Source organism: Streptomyces sp. NPDC044921 (genome assembly GCF_056432865.1).
This window is the reverse complement of sequence record NZ_JBWKIF010000012.1, coordinates 187,841-210,878: the sequence shown is the minus strand read 5'-3', so window position 1 is coordinate 210,878 and position 23,038 is coordinate 187,841. Positions and strand designations below refer to the sequence as shown.

At 75.4% G+C, this 23,038-nt stretch carries 18 protein-coding genes and 1 riboswitch; of the genes, 15 read left to right on the top strand and 3 right to left on the bottom strand.

Annotated features, from left to right (window positions below):
- Positions 1-18 precede the first annotated feature (18 nt).
- The 3 genes from AC07DA_RS20745 to AC07DA_RS20735 all read right to left on the bottom strand — a co-directional run bounded on the left by AC07DA_RS20745 (position 19) and on the right by AC07DA_RS20735 (position 3,598).
- Positions 19-1,419, bottom strand: a complete 1,401-nt coding sequence (locus AC07DA_RS20745; RefSeq protein WP_479129635.1) for a hypothetical protein — start codon at positions 1,417-1,419, stop codon at positions 19-21.
- Positions 1,420-1,663: 244 nt separating this feature from the next.
- On the bottom strand, positions 1,664-2,791 hold the full coding sequence (locus AC07DA_RS20740; protein ID WP_479129634.1) for an alpha/beta hydrolase: 1,128 nt from the start codon (positions 2,789-2,791) through the stop codon (positions 1,664-1,666).
- Positions 2,792-2,863: 72 nt separating this feature from the next.
- A complete protein-coding gene (locus tag AC07DA_RS20735; protein ID WP_479129633.1) occupies positions 2,864-3,598 on the bottom strand; it encodes a class II aldolase/adducin family protein in 735 nt (244 codons plus the stop codon).
- Between the two features lie 296 nt (positions 3,599-3,894).
- On the opposite strand from AC07DA_RS20735, the gene AC07DA_RS20730 reads away from it, so the two are divergent.
- From AC07DA_RS20730 to cobC, 15 genes are all read left to right on the top strand, one after another.
- On the top strand, positions 3,895-5,139 hold the full coding sequence (locus AC07DA_RS20730) for an inorganic phosphate transporter (protein WP_479129632.1): 1,245 nt from the start codon (positions 3,895-3,897) through the stop codon (positions 5,137-5,139).
- Positions 5,140-5,173: 34 nt separating this feature from the next.
- Positions 5,174-5,395 (top strand): hypothetical protein, encoded by a 222-nt coding sequence (locus AC07DA_RS20725; protein WP_059422310.1) that lies wholly within the window; start codon positions 5,174-5,176, stop codon positions 5,393-5,395.
- A 178-nt stretch (positions 5,396-5,573) separates the two neighbouring features.
- Positions 5,574-5,647, top strand: a riboswitch (cobalamin riboswitch).
- Between the two features lie 122 nt (positions 5,648-5,769).
- Positions 5,770-6,705: a cobalamin biosynthesis protein gene (locus AC07DA_RS20720; RefSeq protein ID WP_479129631.1), complete on the top strand. Its 936-nt coding sequence runs from the start codon at positions 5,770-5,772 to the stop codon at positions 6,703-6,705.
- A gap of 2 nt (positions 6,706-6,707) precedes the next feature.
- Entirely contained in the window at positions 6,708-8,216 is a 1,509-nt protein-coding gene (locus AC07DA_RS20715) for a cobyric acid synthase (RefSeq protein ID WP_479129630.1), read from the top strand.
- Entirely contained in the window at positions 8,213-11,869 is a 3,657-nt protein-coding gene (cobN, locus tag AC07DA_RS20710; RefSeq protein ID WP_479129629.1) for a cobaltochelatase subunit CobN, read from the top strand. The genes AC07DA_RS20715 and cobN overlap by 4 nt, the downstream gene beginning before the upstream one ends.
- Positions 11,866-13,860: a putative cobaltochelatase gene (locus AC07DA_RS20705; protein WP_479129628.1), complete on the top strand. Its 1,995-nt coding sequence runs from the start codon at positions 11,866-11,868 to the stop codon at positions 13,858-13,860. Before cobN ends, AC07DA_RS20705 begins: the two co-directional genes overlap by 4 nt.
- Positions 13,860-14,459, top strand: coding sequence for a cob(I)yrinic acid a,c-diamide adenosyltransferase (gene cobO, locus AC07DA_RS20700; RefSeq protein WP_479129627.1), 600 nt, complete (start codon positions 13,860-13,862; stop codon positions 14,457-14,459). The genes AC07DA_RS20705 and cobO overlap by 1 nt, the downstream gene beginning before the upstream one ends.
- Entirely contained in the window at positions 14,456-15,838 is a 1,383-nt protein-coding gene (locus AC07DA_RS20695; protein WP_479129626.1) for a cobyrinate a,c-diamide synthase, read from the top strand. Before cobO ends, AC07DA_RS20695 begins: the two co-directional genes overlap by 4 nt.
- On the top strand, positions 15,835-16,566 hold the full coding sequence (gene cobI, locus AC07DA_RS20690) for a precorrin-2 C(20)-methyltransferase (protein ID WP_479129625.1): 732 nt from the start codon (positions 15,835-15,837) through the stop codon (positions 16,564-16,566). The genes AC07DA_RS20695 and cobI overlap by 4 nt, the downstream gene beginning before the upstream one ends.
- Positions 16,567-16,631: 65 nt before the next feature.
- A complete protein-coding gene (gene cobM / locus AC07DA_RS20685) occupies positions 16,632-17,450 on the top strand; it encodes a precorrin-4 C(11)-methyltransferase (protein WP_479129624.1) in 819 nt (272 codons plus the stop codon).
- A complete protein-coding gene (cbiE, locus tag AC07DA_RS20680) occupies positions 17,447-18,682 on the top strand; it encodes a precorrin-6y C5,15-methyltransferase (decarboxylating) subunit CbiE (RefSeq protein ID WP_479129623.1) in 1,236 nt (411 codons plus the stop codon). The genes cobM and cbiE overlap by 4 nt, the downstream gene beginning before the upstream one ends.
- A complete protein-coding gene (gene cobJ / locus AC07DA_RS20675) occupies positions 18,679-20,379 on the top strand; it encodes a precorrin-3B C(17)-methyltransferase (protein WP_479129622.1) in 1,701 nt (566 codons plus the stop codon). Before cbiE ends, cobJ begins: the two co-directional genes overlap by 4 nt.
- On the top strand, positions 20,376-20,963 hold the full coding sequence (locus AC07DA_RS20670; RefSeq protein WP_479129621.1) for a precorrin-8X methylmutase: 588 nt from the start codon (positions 20,376-20,378) through the stop codon (positions 20,961-20,963). Before cobJ ends, AC07DA_RS20670 begins: the two co-directional genes overlap by 4 nt.
- The gene (locus tag AC07DA_RS20665; RefSeq protein ID WP_479129620.1) at positions 20,960-21,898 is read left to right on the top strand and encodes a sirohydrochlorin chelatase; all 939 of its coding nucleotides are present in this window, start codon (positions 20,960-20,962) and stop codon (positions 21,896-21,898) included. The genes AC07DA_RS20670 and AC07DA_RS20665 overlap by 4 nt, the downstream gene beginning before the upstream one ends.
- On the top strand, positions 21,888-22,943 hold the full coding sequence (cobC, locus tag AC07DA_RS20660) for an Rv2231c family pyridoxal phosphate-dependent protein CobC (protein WP_479129619.1): 1,056 nt from the start codon (positions 21,888-21,890) through the stop codon (positions 22,941-22,943). The genes AC07DA_RS20665 and cobC overlap by 11 nt, the downstream gene beginning before the upstream one ends.
- Positions 22,944-23,038 lie beyond the last annotated feature (95 nt).

Sequence of the window (23,038 nt, the reverse complement as noted above, 5' to 3'; positions counted from 1 at the left end):
TCGGGGGCGGGTGCCGGCCTAGCTGCCGCCCTTGTGCACCTGGAAGGCGGCCCGGCGCACGGCCTTGGCGAGCGCCGGATCGGGGTGGGCGGCGGCGAGCGCGACCAGGACCTGCACCGTGCGCGGGTGCCCCACGGCCCGCACCTCGTCCAGCAGCATCGGCACGGTCGGCTGCACGGCGGACTCCAGGTGCCGCACGAGCAGCGGGGCCTCCCCGTGGTCGGCGACGGCGGCGGCGGTGTCCACCCACAGCCAGGTCGCCTCCTTGCGGGTGAGGACCTCGTGGGCGTCCTCCGGGTCGGCGCCGTCGTGCTCGGCCAGCCACAGCAGGGCGTAGGGCCGGAGCGTGGGCTCGTCCAGCACCGCGCGGACGTCCGGCTCGGCGGGAGCTCCCACCACGCGCAGGGCCTCGAAGGCCAGGCCGCGCAGCAGGGCGTCCTCGCCGCGGGCGGCGTCGAGGAGCTCGGTGACGGCGCTGCCGACGGGGCGGGCGGCGAGCCAGGCGCGGTATTCGGCGCGGGCCGCGTTCGGGCGCAGCTGGGCGCAGCCGCGGAGCATGTCCTCGGCGGCCTGCTCGATGTTCCCGGCGGGGCTCTGCGCGGCCACGCAGATCTGTTCCAGCTTGACCCAGACGGCCCAGCTGCCGAGCGGGGTGAGCGTGGCCTGGCCGTCGCCGTAGGTGAGGGCGCCGACGGAGGCGAGGGCGCACAGGGCCCAGTCGAGCAGGGGCGCGAGCGGGGCGTCGGTGGGCTCCGGTTCGGGTGCCGGCTCGGGCTGGGGGCCGTAGGGGATCTCGCAGCGCGCGGTGCGCAGTTCGGTGACGCGCTGCTCCAGGAGGTCGAGGAGCTGCTCGACCGGCACGGGCCCGGCGGACAGCTGGAGGAAGGAGAGCACCTGCGGCATGGCCGAGACGACCTCGGCGACGGCGGCGGGCTCGTGCTCCTCGGGCTCCGGGTAGGCGAGCGACCAGGCGTCGAAGAGGGCGACCCAGCCGCGCAGGACGGCGCTGTCGTCGCGGTTCCAGGCGCGCAGCCGCCAGCCGGGGCGGGCGCTGTCGCCGTGCACCTCGACGAGACCGGCGAGGCGGGCGGTGTCCCAGTCGGCCCTGACCTGGGCGGGGGTCAGGCCGAGATCGCGGGCCGCCCGTTCGGCGGTCGCCTCGGAGAGGGTGGCCTTGCCGTCGGCGGTGGCGCTGTCCCCTCCGGGGCCGAGCGCGGCGTCGGCCCAGCGGGCCACGCGGGCCGCGCCGGCCAGGCCTGAGCGTGCCATTCTGGCCAGCTCCGCCGGTGCCGGGGTGCCCTCCGGGGGGCGCGGGGCGGGTCGGCGCGAGCGCCGCTGGTTCATCGCTCTGGGGGCGGCGGCCAGGGGTCGCGGGCGGACGAGTCGGAGCCTGGAGTCGCGCGGGATACGGGACGTCACGGGGGCAGTCTTCCGGTTGACGGTCCGAAAACCCAAACGGAATGTCACGGCGGGCGACGGGGATGGCCAACGCACCGGTTCCCGGAAGTGGTCCGGGGCCGGGAACAGGCCAGTGGTACGCCGCTAAACGGAATCTTCACGACCGGTCGGGAGGGGAGGGCCCGGGACGTGGTTGCAGGGGGGCGAAGGGGGCGTGAACGGGGGGTGCGTGCGGCCGGGCCGCGGGCGGGCGCGGGAGGGCGGGTCACATGAGAGGGGTCAGGAAGCGCCGGAGGGCTTCCTCGTAGGCCTGGGGGTCGGCGTTCCACATGGCTCCGTGGGGGGCGTCGCCGACGGTGCGCAGGGAGACCATGTCGGGGCGGGCGCCGGCGAGCCGGCGGGAGAGCCCCCAGGGGGCGACCGTGTCGCCCGGGCCGTGGAAGACCAGGGCCGGCACACGGAGTCCCTCGGGGAGGGCGGGTGCCGTGCCGCGGTCGCCGGCCAGGCCGGTGCGGCCCTGGGCGGCGCGCACGGCGAGGGGCAGCAGCGCGCCCGGCGTGCGCCGGGCCGCGGCGAGGGCTCGCAGGGTGGCCTCCCAGCTGAGCACGGGTGAGTCCAGGACGAGCCCGGAGACGCGCTCGCGCAGCCCCGAGCGCTCGGCGGCACGCAGGGCCATGGTGGCGCCGGTGGACCAGCCGTGCAGGACGACCTGCCGGGCTCCGTGGCGCACGGCGTAGCGGATCGCGGCGTCGAGGTCGCGCCACTCGCTCTCGCCGAAGTGGTGCAGGCCGTCGGCCGGGCGGGGTGCGCCGAGGTCGCCGCGGTAGGCGAGGGCGAGCACCGGGAAGTGGCTGCGGTGCAGGAACCCCATGACGTTCAGGGCGAGTTCGCGCGTGGTGCCCAGACCGTGCACGGCGATCACCCAGGTGTCCCGGGCGCCGGGCACGAACCAGGCGGGCAGGGCGCCGAGTTCGCCGGGGACGTCGACGTCGGCGTGTTCGATGCCGAGGGCGGAGCCCGGGTCGCCGACGTGCACGTTCGGGGTGAGCCAGGCCTTGTCGCCGGGTTTCACGGTGCCGTGCGTGACACCCTCCAGACGCCGTACGACGGTGTCGGCGGTGTGCGGGGCGCCGGCCAGGACGGGGCCGACGACGGCGTGGGAGCCGTCGCCGGACAGGCCGTAGCGGCCGGGCCGCAGGGCGGCCAGGTCCCGGGTGAGGGTGATCTGCCCGGCGGCGGTGCCGTGCACGGTGAGCCGGGGCTCGGTCGGCAGCGGCCGGCCGGGGGGCGCCTTGAGCGCGGCGTCGCTGGCGAGCCGGCCGGCGGCCACGGCGGCGGCACCGGCCCCCAGCACGGCGGTGACGGCAGCGGCCGTCGCTCTGACAGTGCGCACCGCTCCAGTGTCCCGGCGGAGGCCCCGGGCGACCAGTGGGCGACGGCCGCGGGGTGACGCCGCGCGCCGGGGTCAGCGGCGCTGGCCGTAGCCGCGCAGCCGCTCCCGCACCTCCGCCAGCTGCTGCCCGGTCAGCAGGCTCGGGGTGTGTCCCGGCACCGACGTGGCGGTGAGCCACAGGCGGCACATCCACTCCAGCTGCGCCGTGCGGTCGTAGGCCTGGTCGAGGGTGGCGCCGTGGGTGACGGTGCCGTGGTTCTGCAGGAGGCAGCCGGAGCGGCCGGCGAGGGCGCGCAGCATGTTCGCGGCGAGCTCGTCGGTGCCGTAGGTGGCGTAGGGGGCGACCCGGACGGGTCCGCCGAGGGCGGCGGCCATGTAGTGGATCAGCGGCAGCTCGGTCACGAGCGTGGACACGGCCGTGGCGTGCACGGCGTGGGTGTGCACGACGGCGCGGGCGTCGGTGGTGCGGTGGACGGCGAGGTGCATGGGCAGCTCGCTGGTGGGGACGAGCGTGCCGAGGACCTGCCGGCCGTCGAGGTCGACGCCGGTCACGTCACCGGGCGTGAGACGGTCGTAGGGGACGCCGGACGGGGTGACCAGGACGGTGTCCCCGACGCGTACCGAGACGTTGCCGGACGTGCCGACGACGAGCCCCTCGGCGACGGTGCGGCGGGCCGTCGCGACGAGGTCCTCCCAGGCGCGGGCCTCCTCGGGCCGGACACTCCCGCGCCGCGCCGGCTCCCCCGCGCCCGGTCCGCCGTTCCGGGCCCCGCCCGTGTCCCGCTCGTCGTCTCGCTGCTCGGCCATGGGCGCGATCCTGCCAGCCCGGGCCCGCGCACCGCCCCGCAGGGGCGCTTCCGGCCGGAAACCGACCGCCCGGGCCGACGCCCGCGGGCCGTACTGCGTACACGACGGCGGGTCACTCGTTCGGCTGAAGAGGCCCGCGCGGGGAGCCTAGGCCGTGGCGGTGCGGGGAGCCTGACAGCAGGGCGGAACGTCAAACCCCCGTTGTGGACACCCCGGCGCCCCTCCCAGTTCATCTTCCGTTCACTCGGGTTACCTACGTTCGTCCAGCCAATGACCTCGAACGATTGCCTGGGTAAATGGAAAGCTTCTCGCTGATCCTCGCGATTGTGGTGGTAACCGCACTCGCGTTCGATTTCACGAACGGTTTCCACGACACCGCGAACGCGATGGCCACGACCATTTCCACGGGCGCCATGCGGCCGAAGGCCGCGGTCGCGATGTCCGCGGTCCTGAACCTGGTCGGCGCCTTCCTGTCCGTCGAAGTCGCCAACACGATCTCCAAAGGCCTCGTCGACGAGGCCGGCATCCGTCCCGAAGTCATCTTCGCCGCCCTGGTCGGCGCGATCCTGTGGAACCTGCTGACGTGGCTGGTCGGCCTGCCGTCCAGCTCCTCGCACGCCCTCATGGGCGGTCTGATCGGCGCCACGATCGCCTCGGCGGGCGTCGGCGCGGTCCACGGCGACGTGCTGGTGACCAAGGTCCTGATCCCGGCGGTCGCCGCCCCGCTGGTGGCGGGCGTCGCGGCGATGCTGGCCACGCGCCTCACGTACTCCCTGGGCCGCAAGGCCGACGGCAAGGCGTCCGAGAAGGGCTACCGGGCCGGGCAGATCGCCTCCGCGGGCCTGGTCTCCCTGGCGCACGGCACCAACGACGCGCAGAAGACCATGGGTGTCATCACCCTGGCGCTGGTCGCCGGCGGCGCCGTGGCGCCCGACTCCGACCCGCCCATGTGGGTCATCCTCTCCGCGGGCGTCGCGATCGCGCTCGGCACCTACCTGGGCGGCTGGCGCATCATCCGCACCATGGGCAAGGGCCTGACCGACCTCCGGCCGCAGCAGGGCTTCGCCGCCCAGACCAGCGCGGCCACGGTCATCCTGGCCTCCTCCCACCTCGGTTTCTCCCTCTCCACGACCCACTCCGTGTCCGGCGCGGTGATGGGCGCGGGCCTCGGCCGCAAGGGCGGCGTCGTCCGCTGGTCGACGGCGACCCGGATGTTCGTCGCCTGGGGCCTGACCCTGCCGGCGGCCGCCCTGGTGGGCGCGCTCGCCGAGTACGTCACCGGCTTCGGCGCCTGGGGCACCGCCGTGGTGGCCGTCTTCCTCGTCACCTCCTCCGCGGCGATCTGGAAGATCTCCCGGCGCGAGGTCGTCGACCACACCAACGTCAACGACACGGACGAGGCGGAGCCGGCCGGCGTGGTGACCACGGCGATGGCCGCGGTGACGCCGCCCCCCGCGGGCGCCACCACCGCCGGCGTGCCGCCGATCCCGGCCCAGGCGACCGCCGAGCGGGCGCCCTCCACGACCACCACCTCGGTCTGACCCCGCCCACCGGCTCGACAAGGAAGAAGCAGAGATGAAGATCGACTGGGCGGCCCTCGGTTCCGTCTTCGGCGTCAGTCTCGTGGTCACCGTGGCCCTCGTGGGCCTGTTCACCCTCGGCATCACCGGCCTGTCGCGCCGCGAGCGCGCGGTGGCGCAGGGCGGCTCCGCGGGCCTCGCGGTGACGGGCGCCTACGCGTGCTTCGCGGCGTGCGCGGCGGCCGTCGGCTACGGCATCTACCTGATCGTGGCCTGACGGCCCGACCGCACATCGTGTCCGCCGGGCGGCACGGGACCTCGGTTCCGTGCCGCCCGGCCGTCGTGTGCGCGCCGGGGCGGTGTGGGGTTCTCCACACTCTCCCCGCGCAGGTCAAGGGCAAGTTGACGGCGGTTCGCGCCCGTGGTGGACTTCCGGGGCCAGTACGGCGGCAGGAGAGGAAGCCGGTGCGAGTCCGGCGCGGTCCCGCCACTGTCACCGGGGGCGCCGTCCCCCGGGAGCCAGGAACTCTCACCGCCGGTCACGTCGAACCAGGGCGCGGACACCCTGAGTGAGGACACGTATCGCCATGCGCGGCTGCCGACCGAGGTTCAGCACCCCACCCCCGCCTGCCCCGTTGGGCGGCTGACCCCATGGGTGCCGGTCGCGTCTTCGCGTACGGTGCCGCCGCCGGCCTGATCGGTGACCTGCTGCTCGGCGACCCCCGCCGGGGGCATCCGGTCGCCGCGTTCGGGCGGGCCGCGGGCGCCGTGGAACGGGTGCTGTGGCGGGACCACCGCGGGTGGGGCGCGCTGCACGCCGGGGTGTGCGCGGGAGGCGCCGTCGCCCTCGGGGCCGTCGCCGAACGGGCCGTGCGCTCCTCCGCCGCCGCCTCCGCCGCACTCACCGCCGCCGCCACCTGGGCCGTCGTCGGGGGCACGTCGCTCGCCCGGGAGGCCGGGACCATCGGGCGGGCTCTGGAGGCGGGGGACGTCGAGGCGGCCCGGGCGCGGCTGCCGCACCTGTGCGGACGGGACCCGCAGTCACTCGACGCCGACGGCATCGCCCGGGCCGTGGTCGAGTCCGTCGCCGAGAACACCTCCGACGCGGTCGTGGGGGCGCTGGTGTGGGGGGCCGTCGGCGGGGTGCCGGGGCTGCTGGGCTTCCGGGCCGTCAACACCCTGGACGCCATGGTCGGGCACAAGTCGGCCCGTTACCGGCGCTACGGGTGGGCCTCCGCGCGTCTCGACGACCTCGCGGGGTGGCCGGGCGCGCGGCTGACCGCCGTGCTCGCCGCCCTGGCCGGGCCGGATCCGCGCGGGGCCGTGCGCGCCTGGCGGGCCGGCGCGGCGCGGCATCCGAGTCCCAACGCCGGGCCCGTGGAGGCCTCGTTCGCCGGCGCGCTCGGGGTGCGGCTGGGCGGGACGCTCTCGTACGGCGGGCGGGTGGAGCACCGGCCCGTGCTGAATCCGGACGGGCGTGCCGTCGTGCGGCGTGACGTCGAACGGGCCGTGCGGCTCTCGCGCCGGGTCACCTGGCTGGCGCTCGGCGTGTGCGCCGGCGCGCGGTTTCTGAAGAGGGGGAAGTGAACATGGGCGGTGGACTTCTGGTCGCCGGGACCACCTCCGACGCGGGCAAGAGCGTCGTGACGGCCGGGATCTGCCGGTGGCTGGTGCGGCAGGGCGTCAAGGTCGCGCCGTTCAAGGCGCAGAACATGTCCCTCAACTCGTTCGTGACGCGCGAGGGCGCCGAGATCGGGCGGGCACAGGCCATGCAGGCGCAGGCCTGCCGCGTCGAGCCGACCGCGCTGATGAACCCCGTGCTGCTCAAGCCCGGGGGCGAGCAGAGCAGTCAGGTCGTGCTGCTGGGCAAGCCGGTCGGTGAGCTGAGCGCGCGCGGCTACCACGGCGGGCGGCAGCGGAAGCTGCTCGGCACGGTGCTGGACTGCCTGGAGCGGTTGCGGGGCACGTATGACGCGGTGATCTGTGAGGGGGCCGGTTCTCCCGCCGAGATCAACCTGCGGCGGACCGACATCGTCAACATGGGCATCGCCCGGGGCGCCGGGCTTCCCGTGCTCGTCGTCGGCGACATCGACCGGGGCGGTGTCTTCGCCTCGTTCTTCGGGACGGTGGCGCTGCTGTCGCGCGAGGACCAGGAGTGCGTCGCCGGGTTCCTGGTCAACAAGTTCCGCGGGGACGTCTCCCTGCTGGAGCCGGGCCTGGACATGCTGCACGGGCTGACGGGGCGGAAGACGTACGGCGTGCTGCCGTTCCGGCACGGGCTGGGGATCGACGAGGAGGACGGGCTGCGGGTGTCCCTGCGGGGAGCCGTGCGGGAGTCCGTCGTCGCGCCGCCGCTCGGGGAGGACGTGCTGCGCGTCGCCGTGTGCGCCGTGCCGCTGATGTCCAACTTCACCGACGTGGACGCCCTGGCCGCCGAACCGGGCGTCGTGGTGCGGTTCGTGGACCGGCCCGAGGAGCTGGCCGACGCCGACCTCGTCGTCGTGCCCGGCACCCGCGGCACGGTCCGCGCGCTGGACTGGCTGCGCGAGCGGGGGCTCGCCGGCGCCCTGGTCCGCAGGGCCGCCGAGCAGCGGCCCGTGCTCGGCGTCTGCGGCGGCTTCCAGCTCCTCGGCGAGCACATCGAGGACGACGTCGAGAGCCGCCGGGGCCATGTCGACGGGCTCGGCATCCTGCCCGTGCGGGTGCGGTTCGCCCGCGAGAAGACCCTCACCCGGCCGGAGGGCGAGGCCCTCGGGGAACGCGTCGAGGGCTACGAGATCCACCACGGGGTCGCCGACGTCCGGGGCGGCACCCCCTTCCTGGACGGCTGCCGGGTCGGCCAGACCTGGGGCACGCACTGGCACGGCTCGCTGGAGTCGGACGGCTTCCGCCGGGCGTTCCTGCGCGAGGTGGCGGCCGCCGCGGGCCGCCGTTTCGTGCCGGCGCCCGACACCTCCTTCGCCGCGCTGCGCGAGGAGCAGCTCGACCGGCTCGGCGACCTGATCGAACAGCACGCGGACACCGACGCGCTGTGGCGGCTCATCGAGTCCGGCGCGCCGCAAGGACTGCCCTTCATCCCACCGGGAGCACCCGCATGAGCACTGTGTTGTTGTTGTCGACCGCCGACACGGACCTGCTGGCGGCCCGGGCCGCCACCGGTGCCTCGTACCGGATCGGCAATCCGACCCGCGTGGACGTGCGCGAGGAGCTGCCCGCGCTGCTGGACGGCGCCGACCTCGCCGTCGTCCGGCTGCTCGGCGGCAAGCGGGCCTGGGAGGACGGGCTGGCCGCGCTGAAGGCGTCCGGGATCCCGACCGTGCTGCTGGGCGGCGAGGCCGTGCCGGACGCGGAGCTGATGGCCGAGTCGTCGGTGCCGGCCGGTGTCGTCGCCGAGGCGCTGAAGTACCTCGTGGAGGGCGGGCCGGAGAACCTCACCGAGCTGGCCCGGTTCCTGTCCGACACCGTGCTGCTGACCGGCGAGGGCTTCGCCGCGCCGCGCAAGATGCCCGAGTACGGCGTCCACGGCGAGCGGGCGTACGGCGAGGGCCGTCCGACCGTCGGCGTGCTCTTCTACCGGGCCCACGAACTGAGCGGCAACACCGCCTTCGTGGACACCCTGTGCGACGCGATCGAGGCCCACGGCGCCAACGCCCTGCCCGTCTACTGCGGTTCGCTGCGCGGCGCGGACGAAGGGCTGTACGAGATCCTGGGCCGCGCGGACGCCCTGGTCGCCACCGTGCTGGCCGCCGGCGGCACGCACGCCTCGCAGGCCTCGGCCGGCGGCGACGAGGAGGCCTGGGACATCGGCGCGCTCGCCGAGATGAACGTCCCCGTGCTGCAGGGGCTGTGCCTGACGTCCTCGCGGCAGGCCTGGGAGGAGTCGGACGCCGCCCTGTCCCCCATGGACGCCGCGATGCAGGTGGCGATCCCGGAGTTCGACGGGCGGCTGATCACCGTGCCGTTCTCCTTCAAGGAGCAGGGGCCGGACGACGTGCCCGTGTACGTGGCCGACCCGGAGCGGGCCGCGCGGGTCGCCGGCATCGCCGTACGGCACGCCCGGCTCAAGCACAAGGAGAACGCGGAGAAGAGGCTCGCGCTGGTCTTCACCGCGTACCCGACCAAGCACTCGCGCGTCGGCAACGCGGTCGGGCTGGACACGCCCGCCTCGGCCGTGCGGGTGCTGGACGCGCTCCGGGACGCCGGGTACGCCGTCGAGGGATACCCGGACAACGGCGACGAGCTGATCCACCGGCTGATCGAGGCCGGCGGGCACGACGTGGAGTGGCTGACGGAGGAGCAGCTCGCCTCGGCGCCCGCGCGGGTGCCGCTGGCGGACTACCGGGCCTGGTTCGGCAAGCTCGACCCGGAGCTGAGGGACGCCATGACCGAGGCGTGGGGCGAGCCGCCGGGCTCGTTGTACGTCGACGGGGACGACATCGTGCTGGCGTCCCTGCAGTTCGGGAACGTCGTGGTGATGATCCAGCCGCCGCGCGGCTTCGGCGAGAACCCGATCGCGATCTACCACGACCCGGACATGCCGCCCTCGCACCACTACATGGCGGCCTACCGCTGGCTGGAGAACAGCTTCGGCGCCGACGCGATCGTGCACATGGGCAAGCACGGCACGATGGAGTGGCTGCCCGGCAAGGGCCTCGGGCTCAGCGGCGGCTGCGCCCCGGACGCCGTCCTCGGCGACCTGCCGCTGGTCTACCCCTTCATCGTCAACGACCCCGGCGAGGGCACCCAGGCCAAGCGCCGCGGCCACGCCACCGTCGTCGACCACCTGGTGCCGCCGATGGCCCGCGCCGACACCTACGGCGACCTGGCCAAGCTGGAGCAGCTCCTCGACGAGTACGCGCTCGTGTCCGACCTGGACCCGGCCAAGGCCCCGGCCGTGCGGGCGCAGATCTGGACGCTGGTGAAGGCGGCCGAGCTCCACCACGACCTGCACGTCGACGAACAGCCGGACGACGAGGCGTTCGACGAGTTCGTCATGCACATCGACGGCTACCTGTGCGAGATCAAGGACGTGCAGATCCGCGACGGCCTGCACATCCTGGGCGGCGGCCCGGTCGGCGAGCCGCGCGTCAACCTCGTCCTGGCCGTGCTGCGCGCCTCGCAGGTGTGGGGCGGCCAGGCCAACGCGCTCCCGGGCCTGCGGGCCGCGCTGGCGGAGCACTTCGGGCTGGTGGAGAAGGAACTGCTGGCCGAGCCGGGCGCCCCGGTGAAGGTGCCCGCCGAACTGACGGACCTGGTCGACGGCCCGTCCCGCAGCGCCGCCGACGCGATCGACCTGCTGGAGCAGCTGTGCCGGCGGATCGCCGAGGGCATGGAGGAGCGCGGCTGGGACGCGGCCGCGGTTCCCGCGCTGGTCCGCGAGGTGCTCGGCGCCGAACTGCCCGACGCCGCCGCCGTGCTGGAGTTCGCCTGTACCGAGGTCGTGCCCCGGCTGGAGAAGACCACCGACGAGATCGGGCACATCCTGCGGGCCCTGGACGGCGGGTACGTCCCGGCCGGTCCCTCCGGCTCTCCCACCCGCGGCCTGGTCAACGTCCTGCCGACCGGCCGCAACTTCTACTCCGTCGACCCCAAGGCGATCCCGTCCCGGCTCAGCTGGGAGGTCGGGCAGTCGCTCGCGGACTCGCTGGTGCAGCGCTACCTCCAGGACACCGGGGAGTACCCCAAGTCCGTCGGCCTGACGGTCTGGGGCACCTCCGCCATGCGCACCCAGGGCGACGACATCGCCGAGATCCTGGCGCTGCTGGGCTGCCGTCCCGTCTGGGACGACGCCTCGCGCCGGGTGACCGGGTTCGAGGTGATCCCCCTGACGGAGCTGGGCCGGCCGCGCATCGACGTCACGGTCCGCATCTCCGGCTTCTTCCGGGACGCGTTCCCGCACGTGGTGGGGCTGATCGACGACGCCGTGCGGGCGGTGGCCGAGCTGGACGAGCCAGCCGAGTCCAACTACGTCCGGGCGCACGCCGACGAGGACACCGCCGAGCACGGCGACCGGCGCCGCGCCACCGCCCGCATCTTCGGCTCCAAGCCGGGGGCGTACGGGGCCGGTCTGCTGCCGCTGATCGACGCCCGCAACTGGCGCTCGGACGCGGACCTCGCCGAGGTGTACGCGGTGTGGGGCGGTTACGCCTACGGCCGCGGGCTCGACGGGCGGGCCGCGCGCGGGGACATGGAGACGGCGTTCAAGCGGATCGCGGTCGCCGCGAAGAACGTCGACACCCGCGAGCACGACCTGGTCGACGCCGACGACTACTTCCAGTACCACGGCGGCATGGTCGCCATGGTCCGCCACCTGACGGGGGCGAGTCCGGAGGCGTACGTCGGCGACTCGGCCACGCCGGACCAGGTGAAGACCCGGACGCTGGGCGAGGAGACGCACCGCGTGTTCCGGGCCCGGGTGGTCAACCCGCGCTGGATGGCGGCCATGCGGCGGCACGGCTACAAGGGCGCCTTCGAGATGGCGGCGACCGTGGACTACCTCTTCGGGTACGACGCCACGGCCGGGGTCGTGGACGACTGGATGTACGAGAAGCTCAGCGCCGAGTACGTCTTCGACCCGGAGAACCGGGACTTCATGAAGAAGTCCAACCCCTGGGCGCTGCGCGGCATCACCGAGCGGCTGCTGGAGGCCGCGGAGCGCGGGCTGTGGGCCGAGCCGGACGCCGAGACGCTGGAACGGCTGCGCGCCACCTACCTGGAGCTCGAAGGCGACTTGGAGGGCGACGACAAGTGACCACCCCGTTCCCGTTCACGGCCGTCGTCGGCCAGGACGACCTGCGGCTCGCGCTGCTGCTGAACGCCGTCTCCCCGGCGGTCGGCGGTGTGCTGGTGCGCGGCGAGAAGGGCACCGCCAAGTCCACGGCGGTGCGGGCCCTGTCGGCACTGCTTCCGGCGGTCTCCGTCGTCCCCGGCTGCCGTTTCTCCTGCGACCCCGCCTCCCCCGACCCGGGGTGCCCGGACGGGCCCCACGAGACCGGCGGCGGTGCCGAACGGCCCGCCCGCATGGTCGAGCTGCCCGTCGGCGCCTCCGAGGACCGGCTGGTGGGCGCGCTGGACATCGAGCGGGCCCTCGCGGAGGGCGTGAAGGCCTTCGAGCCGGGCCTGCTCGCGGACGCGCACCGCGGCATCCTCTACGTCGACGAGGTCAACCTGCTCCACGACCACCTGGTCGACCTGCTGCTGGACGCCGCCGCGATGGGCGCCTCCTACGTCGAGCGCGAGGGCGTCTCGGTCCGGCACGCCGCGCGGTTCCTGCTCGTCGGCACGATGAACCCCGAGGAGGGCGAGCTGCGGCCGCAGCTGCTCGACCGGTTCGGGCTGACCGTCGAGGTCGCGGCCTCCCGGGAGCCGGACCAGCGGGTGGAGGTGGTGCGCAGGCGGCTGGCCTACGACGACGACCCGGCCGCGTTCGCGGCCCGCTGGGCCGAGGAGGAGGCCGCCGTACGGGCCAGGATCGTGGCGGCGCGCGAGCTGCTGCCGTCGGTGCGCCTCGGCGACGGGGCGCTGCGGCAGATCGCGGCGACCTGCGCGGCCTTCGAGGTGGACGGCATGCGCGCCGACATCGTGATGGCCCGGACCGCGACCGCGCTGGCGGCCTGGGCCGGGCGGACGGAGGTGCTCGCGGAGGACGTCCGGCAGGCGGCGCTGCTCGCGCTGCCGCACCGGCGGCGGCGCAACCCCTTCGACGCGCCCGGGCTGGACGAGGACAAGCTGGACGAGACGCTGGAGGAGTTCGGCGGCTCGCAGGACGACGACCCGGATCCGGACCCCGGGCCGGACGGGCCCGGCGGGGGCGGCGGCCAGCCGGACCCCGGCGAGGGCCCCGAGGGCGGTGACACCGGCGCCTCGCCCGAGGCCGGGGAGGGCGGGCAGCCGCAGCCGTCGGGAGGCGGCGAGCAGTCGGCCGTACGGCCCTCCGAACCGTTTCGCACGAAGGTGCTGAGCGTGCCCGGCATCGGCGAGGGCGCCGCGGGGCGGCGTTCGCGGGCGCGGACCGAGCACGGGCGGACCACCGGGGCCAGACGGCCGCGGGGCGCGCTCACCAAGCTGCACCTGGCGGCGACCGTGCAGGCCGCCGCCCCGCACCAGCGGGCGCGCGGGCGGTCCGGGCCGGGCCTGGTGGTGCGCCGGGACGACCTGCGGCAGGCCACCCGCGAGGGGCGCGAGGGCAATCTCGTGCTGTTCGTCGTGGACGCCTCCGGGTCGATGGCGGCCCGGCAGCGGATGAGCGCCGTGAAGGGCGCCGTGCTGTCGCTGCTGCTGGACGCCTACCAGCGGCGCGACAAGGTCGGTCTGGTGACCTTCCGGGGCACGGGCGCGGACGTCGCGCTGCCGCCGACGTCGTCGGTGGACGCGGCGGCGGCCCGGCTGGAGTCGCTGCCCACCGGCGGGCGCACGCCGCTCGCGGCGGGGCTGCTGCGGGCGCACGACGTGCTGCGCGTGGAGCGGCTGCGGGACCCGGCGCGGCGGCCGCTGGTCGTGGTGGTGACCGACGGGCGGGCCACGGGAGGTCCGGAGCCCGTGGCGCTGGCCGCGCGTGCCGCGCGGCTGTTCGCGGCCGACGGGGTCGCCTCCGTGGTCGTGGACTGCGAGTCGGGGCCCGTGCGGCTGGGGCTCGCCGGGCAGCTCGCGGGTGAGCTGGGCGGTACGGCCGTGACGCTGGACGAGTTGCGGGCGGACTCGATCGCCGGGCTGGTGAAGGACGTAACGAGGAGGGCCGCGTAATGCCGCAGGGACAGCCGAGTGTGGTGCCGGACGACGGTCTGACGACCCGTCAGCGGCGCAACCGGCCGCTGGTCGTGGTGCACACGGGCGTCGGCAAGGGCAAGTCCACCGCCGCGTTCGGGCTCGCGCTGCGGGCCTGGAACCAGGGGTGGCCGATCGGGGTGTTCCAGTTCGTCAAGTCGGCGAAGTGGAAGGTCGGCGAGGAGAACGCGCTGCGGGTGCTGGGGGCGTCCGGGGAGGGCGGCACCGTCGACTGGCACAAGATGGGCGAGGGCTGGTCGTGGGTGCAGCGCGACGACCAGATGGACAACGAGGAGAAGGCCCGGGAGGGCTGGGAGCAGGTCAAGCGGGACCTGGCGGCCGAGACGTACAAGCTGTACGTGCTCGACGAGTTCGCGTACCCGATGCACTGGGGGTGGGTCGACACCGACGAGGTCGTCGACGTCCTGCGCGACCGGCCCGGGACCCAGCATGTCGTGATCACCGGGCGGAACGCGCCGGAGAAGCTCGTGGACTTCGCCGACCTCGTGACCGACATGTCCAAGGTCAAGCACCCCATGGACGTCGGGCAGAAGGGGCAGAGGGGCATCGAGTGGTGAGTTCCTCCGTCCCCCGGCTGGTCGTCGCCGCGCCCTCCTCGGGCAGCGGCAAGACCACCGTCGCCACGGGGCTGATGGCCGCGTTCGCCGCGCGGGGGCTCGCCGTGTCCCCGCACAAGGTCGGACCGGACTACATCGACCCCGGCTACCACGCGCTCGCGACCGGGCGGGTGGGGCGCAACCTGGACGCGTACCTGTGCGGGCCCGAGCTGGTCGGGCCGTTGTTCCTGCACGGGGCGCGGGGATGCGACCTCGCCGTCGTCGAGGGCGTGATGGGGCTGTACGACGGGGCGGCCGGGGAAGGGGAGCTGGCCTCCACCGCTCATGTCGCGAAGCTGCTGCGGGCGCCGGTGGTGCTGGTCGTCGACGCGTCGTCGCAGTCGCGGTCGGTGGCGGCGCTGGTGCACGGGTTCGCGTCCTGGGACCCGGAGGTGCGGGTCGGGGGCGTGATCCTGAACAAGGTCGGGTCCGACCGGCACGAGGAGCTGCTGCGGGAGGCGCTGGAACAGGCCGGGGTGCCGGTGCTGGGGGTGCTGCGGCGGGCCGGGCAGGTGGAGACGCCGTCGCGGCACCTGGGTCTTGTGCCGGTCGCCGAGCGGCAGGCCGCCGCGGTGGAGGCCGTTGCGGCGATGGGGGCGCAGGTCGCCGACGGGTGTGATCTGGAGGCGCTGGCGGCGCTGGCGCGGAGTGCGGGTGCGTTGCCGTGTGCGGCGTGGGACGCGGCCGGGGCCGTCGCCTCGGCCACCCACCACCCGGCACGGCCGGACGAGCGGCCCACGCCGAGGGTCGCCGTCGCCGGTGGGCCCGCCTTCACCTTCTCCTACGCCGAGCACGCCGAGTTGCTCGCCGCCGCCGGGGCCGAGGTCGTGTCCTTCGACCCGCTGCGGGACGAGGAACTGCCCGAAGGTACCCGCGGGTTGGTGATCGGGGGCGGGTTTCCCGAGGTGTACGCCGCCGAGCTGTCCGCCAACGGGCCGCTGCGGAAGGCCGTCGCCGAGCTGGCGGACGGCGGTGCTCCCGTGGCCGCCGAGTGCGCCGGGCTGCTGTACCTGTGCCGGGAGCTGGACGGGCTGCCGATGTGCGGGGTGCTGGAGGCCGGGGCGCGGATGAGCGAGCGGCTCACGCTGGGCTACCGGGACGCCGTCGCGGTCGGCGACAGTGTGCTCGCGCCGGCCGGGACGCGGATGCGCGGGCACGAGTTCCACCGGACCGTGGTGGAGCCCGGGTCGGGGACGGAGCCCGCCTGGGGCGTGCGCACCCCTCGGCCGCGGGTCGAGGGTTTCGTACAGCGTGGTGTGCACGCGAGTTACCTGCACACGCACTGGGCGTCCGAGCCCGGTGTGGCCCGTCGGTTCGTGGAGAGGTGCCGGACGTCATGAGCAGCAGGCTGGTCGGAGTCGGGGTCGGCCCCGGGGATCCGGAGCTGGTGACCGTCAAGGGCGTCAACGCCCTGCGCGCGGCGGACGTGGTCGTCGTGCCGGTGATGGACACGGGCGAGCGCGGGCGGGCCGAGGCGACCGTGTTGCACTACGTGCCCGAGGAGAAGGTCGTCCGGGTCGTGTTCGCGCTGAACGAGCGCAGCGACCGGGGCCGGCGCGAGGCCGCCTGGGACGCGGCGGGCGCGCGCGTCGCCGAACTGCTGCGGGCGCACGACGCCGTGGCGTTCGCGACCATCGGGGACCCCAACGTGTACTCGACCTTCACCTATCTCGCGCAGACCATCGCCGCGCTGGTGCCGGGGACCGTCGTGGAGACCGTGCCGGGCATCACCGCCATGCAGGACCTCGCCGCCCGGTCGGGTGCCGTGCTGACCGAGGGGACCGAGCCGCTCACGCTGGTGCCCGTCACCGCGGGGGCGACCGTGCTGAAGGAGGCCCTCGCAGGGCCGGGCACGGTCGTGGCCTACAAGTTCGGCCGGCAGGCGCACGAGGTCGCCGAGGCGCTGCGCGAGACCGGGCGGATCGAGGACGCGGTGTGGGGATCGGCGCTGGGGCTGTCGGAGGAGTCCATCCACCCGGCCTCCGAGCTCGACGGCGCTCCCCTGCCCTATCTGTCGACGCTCATCGCGCCCGCCCGGCGCGACGGCGGCCGCGGCGGGAAGCTCTGACCGCACCCGTTTCGCCCGTCACCTCACCCATCACCGTCCAACCCCTGTACGAGAGGACCCACCCCATGGCCGACGCCCCCGCCGGCAAAGTGACCTTCGTCGGTGCCGGCCCCGGCGCCGCCGACCTGCTGACGTTCCGCGCCGCGCGCGCCATCGCCGAGGCCGACGTCGTGATCTGGGCGGCCAGCCTGGTCCAGGCCGAGGTCCTCGACCACGCGCGCGAGGACGCGGAGGTCCTCGACTCGGCGACCATGTCCCTGGAGGACGTCGTCGCCGTGTACGAACGGGCCCGTGGCGAGGGTCTGAAGGTGGCCCGCATCCACTCCGGCGACCCGGCCCTGTGGGGCGGCACGCAGGAGCAGCTCGACCGGTGCGCCGAGCTCGGCATCGCGACCGAGATCGTGCCCGGTGTGTCGTCGTTCTCGGCCGTGGCGGCGCTGGCCCAGCGCGAGCTGACCATTCCCGAGGTCGCGCAGTCCGTGGTGCTGACCCGGCTGGGCGGGGGCAAGACGCCCATGCCGCCGGGGGAGGAAGTGCGCGAGTTCGCCAAGCACGGCACCACCATGGCCGTCTTCCTGTCCGCCGCCCGCAGCGGGCAGCTGGTGCGGGAGCTGCTGGAGGGCGGCTACCCGACGACGACCCCGGTCGTGGTGGCGTACCAGGCGACCTGGCCGGAGGAGCTGGTCGTGAAGTGCACGATCGGCACGCTGGAGGAGACGGTCAAGGAGCACAAGCTCTGGAAGCACACCCTGTTCCTGGTCGGCCCGGCCCTCGACGCCCACGGCACGCGCTCGCACCTCTACCACCCGGGGCACTTCCACGGCTACCGCAAGGCCGACCCGGAGGCCCGCCGGGCGCTGCGCGAGCGGGGGGCGAGTACGTGATCAGGGTGGTCGGCACAGGGACTGGGGCGGCGCCCTGCGACGACGTCCTCGCCGGTGCCGAGCTGGTCGTGGGCGGGCGGCGGCATCTGGACGCCGTACGGCTGCCGGACGGCGCCGAGCGGGTCGTGCTCGGGCCGCTCGCGCCCGCCCTCGACACCATCGGGGCGTACGTGGCGAAGGACCGGCCCGTGGTCGTGCTGGCCTCCGGGGACCCCGGGTTCTTCGGGATCGTGCGCGTGCTGGCCGAGCGCTTCGGGCCGGAGCGGCTGGACGTGCGGCCCGGGGTGTCGTCCGTCGCCGCCGCCTTCGCGCGGATCGGCCTGCCCTGGGACGACGCCGCGGTGGTGAGCGCCCACGGGCGGGAGCTGCGGACGGCCGTCAACGTGTGCCGGGCGCGGGCGAAGACGGCCGTGCTGACCGGGCCGGGCGCCGGTCCGGCCGAGCTGGGTGCCGCGCTGGCGGGCGAGGACCGGGTGCTGGTCGTCGCGTCCGGGCTCGGCTCCGCCGCCGAGCGCGTGGAGCGGGTGACGCCCGCCGAGGCAGCCGCCCGGGACTGGGGTACGGCGGTGAGCGTGGTGCTGTGCCTGGACGACAGCCGTGCGCTCGGGCCGGTGCGGACGGTCGCGGGGCCCGGGGAGCGGCCGGCCGGCTGGGCGTTGGACGAGGCGGAGTTCGCGCACCGCGACTCGATGATCACCAAGTTCGAGGTGCGGGCGCTGGCCCTGGCCCGGCTGGGTCCCCGGCCGGGTGACCTGGTGTGGGACGTGGGCGCGGGGTCCGGTTCGGTGGCCGTGGAGTGCGCCCGGCTCGGGGCGGCGGCCGTCGCCGTGGAGAAGGCGCCCGACGGGGTGGAGCGGATCCGCGCCAACGCCGCCGCGCACGGCGTGGACGTGCGCGTGGTGCACGGTGCGGCGCCGGACGCGCTGGACGGGCTGGCCGACGATCCGGACGCCGTGTTCGTCGGGGGCGGCGGGCGGGAACTGCCCGCGATCGTCGCCGCGTGCGCCCGGCGGGCCCGGCGCGCGGTGGTCGTCGCGATGGCCGCGCTCGACCGGGTGCCCGCCGCGCGCGCGGCCCTGACGGGCGCCGGGTTCTCCTGCGACGGGGTGCTGTTGCAGTCGTCCCGGCTCGCGCCGCTGCCGGGGGACGTGACCCGGCTCGCGGCGACCAATCCGGTTTTCCTGTTGTGGGGCGTCCGTGAGCCCCTGGATCGTGAGGGAGTTGCCCAGTGATCGGCCTCATTTCCGCCACCGTGGCGGGGGCGGCGGCGCGCGACCGGCTGGCCGCGGCGTGGCCGGACCGCATCCGCGTGTACGACGGACCCGTCGGGGACGCCGTGCGGCGGGCGTTCGCGGAGTGCGAGCAGCTCGTGTGCTTCCTGGCGACCGGCGCGGTCGTGCGGCTCGTCGCCCCGCTGCTGGCGGACAAGACCAGCGACCCGGGTGTGGTGTGCGTCGACGAGGGCGGGCGGTTCGCCGTGTCGCTGACCGGCGGGCACGGCGGCGGCGCCAACGAACTCGCCCGCGCGGTGGGTGAGGTGCTGGGCGCCGAGCCCGTCGTGACGACGGCGACGGACGCCGTGGACCTGCCCGGTCTGGACACGCTCGGCCTGCCCGTGGAGGGCGATGTCGCCGCTGTCTCGCGGGCGCTGCTCGACGGTGAGCCGGTGGCGCTGCGCGCCGAGGTGGCCTGGCCGCTGCCGCCGCTCCCGGTCGCGGCCGAGGGGGCGTACGCGATCCGGGTGACCGACCGGCTCGTGGAGGCGGCCGAGCGTGAGGTGCTGCTGCGGCCCCCGTCCCTCGTCGTCGGCGTGGGCGCCTCCTCGGGCGTTCCCGCCGAGGAGGTGCTGGAGCTGGTCGAGTCGGCGCTGCGGGAGGCGGGGCTGTCGGTCCGCAGCCTGGCCGAACTCACCACCGTGGACGCCAAGGCCGGGGAGCCCGGCATCGTCGAGGCCGCGCGGCGCCTCGGGGTGCCGCTGGTGACGTACCCGGCCGGGGAGCTGTCCGGGGTCGAGGTGCCCAACCCGTCCGACGCGCCCCTGGCCGCCGTCGGCACGCCCTCCGTGGCGGAGGCCTCGGCGCTGCTGCGCGGCGGCGAACTGCTCGTGCCGAAGCGGAAGTCGCGCCGCGCCGACGGCACCCCGGCGATGGCGACCTGTGCCGTCGTACGGCGGCCGGGGCGCGGGCGGCTCGCGGTGGTCGGGCTCGGCCCGGGCGCCCGGGACCTGCTGACGCCGCGCGCGAAGGCCGAACTGCGGCGCGCCGCCGTGCTGGTCGGGCTCGACCAGTACGTCGACCAGATCCGGGACCTGCTGCGGCCCGGCACGCGGGTGCTGGAGTCGGCACTCGGGGCCGAGGAGGAGCGGGCCCGCACGGCCGTCGCGGAGGCCCGCCAGGGGCAGGCCGTCGCGCTGATCGGCAGCGGCGACGCGGGCGTGTACGCCATGGCCTCCCCCGCGCTCGCCGAGGCGACCGACGACATCGACGTGATCGGCGTGCCCGGGGTGACGGCGGCCCTGGCGGCGGCCGCGATCCTCGGCGCGCCGCTGGGCCACGACCACGTCTCGATCAGCCTGTCCGACCTGCACACGCCCTGGGAGGTGATCGAGCGCCGGGTGCGGGCGGCGGCCGAGGCGGACCTCGTGGTCACCTTCTACAACCCCCGTTCGCGCGGCCGCGACTGGCAGCTCCCCAAGGCCCTGGCGATCCTCGCCGAGCACCGCGCGCCCGGGACGCCGGTCGGTGTCGTGCGGAACGCCTCGCGGCCGGACGAGTCCAGCCGGCTCACCACGCTGGGCGCGCTCGACCCGGCGACGGTCGACATGATGACGGTGGTGACCGTGGGCAACACCGCCACCCGGGACGTCGCGGGGCGCATGGTGACGCCGCGCGGCTACCGCTGGCAGACGGGGCGGGAGGGCGCCGAGTGAACCGCGTGGTGCATCCCATCGAGGTGGAGTCCTACCGGCGGCTGCGCGCCCGGCTGGACACCTCGCACTTCCCGCCGCTGACCCGGGCGGTCGTGGAGCGGGTCATCCACTCCGCCGCCGACCTCGACTACGCCACCGACCTCGTCATGGATGAGACCGACCTGGAGAAGGCGCACGCCGCGCTGCACGCCGGGGCGTCCGTCGTGGTGGACGTGGAGATGGTCGGGGCCGGCATCACCCGCCGCGAGACCGTCTGCCGCCTGAGGGACGCCGAGGCCGGCCCGGGGCTGACCCGGTCCGCGCACGCGATCCGGCTCGCCTACGAGCAGGTCGGACCGGGCGCCCTGTGGGTGATCGGCAACGCCCCGACCGCGCTGGAGGAACTGCTGACCCTGGACGCCGACCCGGCGCTCGTCATCGGCCTGCCCGTCGGGTTCGTCGGCGCCGTCGAATCGAAGGCCGCGCTGCGCGAGAGCGGGCTGCCCGCCGTGAGCAACGTGTCCGAGAAGGGCGGTTCGGCGGTCGCCGCCGCCGCGCTCAACGCCCTGCTGTACCACCCCACTTCCGCCGAGGAGAAACTGTGACCACCCCGCCCGCCCTGCTCATCGCCGGCCACGGCACCCGGGACGACGCCGGAGCCGAGGCGTTCCGCGACTTCGTACGGGAGCTGGGGGCCCGCCACCCCGAACTGCCCGTCGCGGGCGGCTTCATCGAGCTGTCCCCGCCGCCGCTGGGCGAAGCCGTGACCGCACTGGTGGAGCGGGGCGTGCGGCGGTTCGCCGCCGTGCCGCTGATGCTGGTGTCGGCCGGGCACGCCAAGGGCGACATCCCGGCCGCGCTGGCCCGCGAGAAGGAACGGCACCCCGGCATCTCGTACACCTACGGGCGTCCCCTCGGCCCGCACCCGGCGCTGCTGAACGTGCTGGAGCGGCGGCTGGAGGAGGCACTGGACGCCGGGTCCGGGCGCACCCCCGGTGACCGCTCCGACGTGACGGTGCTGCTGGTGGGGCGCGGTTCGACGGACCCGGACGCCAACGCCGAGGTGCACAAGGCGGCGCGGCTGCTGTGGGAGGGGCGCGGCTACGCGGGCGTCGAGACGGCGTTCGTGTCGCTGGCGGCGCCGGACGTGCCGAGCGGGCTCGACCGGTGCGCGCGGCTGGGCGCGCGCCGGATCGTGGTGCTGCCCTACTTCCTGTTCACGGGCATCCTGCCGGACCGGGTGCGGCAGCAGACGGAGGGCTGGGCGGCCGCGCACCCGGAGGTCGAGGTGCGCTCGGCCGACGTCATCGGTCCCGAGCCGGAACTGCTCGACCTGGTGTGGGAGCGGTACGAGGAGGCCGTCAAGGGCGACCTGCGGATGAACTGCGACTCGTGCGTGTACCGCATCGCGCTGCCGGGCTTCGAGGACAAGGTGGGGATGCCGCAGCAGCCGCACTTCCACCCGGACGACGACGACCACCACCACGGTCATGGCCACGGGCACGGGCATCACCATGGCGCGCACTCGCATGCGCACTGAGAACGGGCACGACCTGCGCCACCACGGGGACGCGGAGGTCCGGGACGACGGCGGCTCGCTGATCGACCTGGCCGTGAACGTCCGGGCGGACACGCCGCCGGTGTGGCTGCGGGAGCACATCGCGGCGTCGCTCACCGGGCTGGCCGCCTACCCGGACGGGCGGGCGGCGCGGGCGGCGGTGGCGGCGCGGCACGGCCTGCCGGTGGAGCGGGTGCTGCTGACGGCGGGCGCGGCGGAGGCCTTCGTGCTGCTGGCCCGGGCGCTGGGGGTGCGGCGGCCGGTCGTGGTGCATCCGCAGTTCACCGAGCCGGAGGCGGCGCTGCGGGACGCGGGGCACACGGTCGGGCGGGTGCTGCTGCGGGAGGAGGACGGCTTCCGGCTCGACCCGGCGGCCGTCCCCGAGGACGCGGACCTCGTGGTGATCGGCAACCCCACCAACCCGACGTCGGTGCTGCACCCGGCGGACGCCGTCGCCCGCCTCGCCCGCCCCGGGCGGGTGCTCGTGGTGGACGAGGCGTTCATGGACGCCGTACCGGGTGAACCGGCGTCCCTGGCCGGACGGACCGACGTGCCCGGCCTCGTGGTGCTGCGCAGCCTGACCAAGACCTGGGGGCTGGCCGGGCTGCGGATCGGGTACGTGCTGGCGGCGCCGGAGACCGTGGAGGAGCTGGCGCGGGCGCAGCCGCTGTGGCCGGTGTCGACGCCGGCGCTGGCGGCGGCCGAGGCGTGCGTGGCGCCCCGGGCGGTGGCCGAGGCGGCGCACGCGGCGCACCGGGTCGCGGCGGACCGCGCGCACCTGCTGGCGGGTCTGGCCCGCTTCGCCCCGGCCGGGCTGCGGGTGGTCGAGCCCGCGCAGGGCCCGTTCCTGCTGGTCCGCCTGGCGCGCGCGGCGGCGGTACGCCACCGCCTGCGCGACCTCGGCTACGCCGTGCGCCGCGGGGACACCTTCCCCGGCCTGGACGAGGAGTGGCTGCGCCTTGCGGTCCGGGACCGCGCGACCACGGACGGCTTCCTGCGGGCCCTGGAGCGGGCGCTGCGCGCCTGACGCCCCGGCCCGCGGGGCGCCGGGGCGCACCGGCGGACGGTCGTCCCCGGTCACGGTGACGTCCCCGCCGGCACGGCGGGATGCCGCGCCCGCGC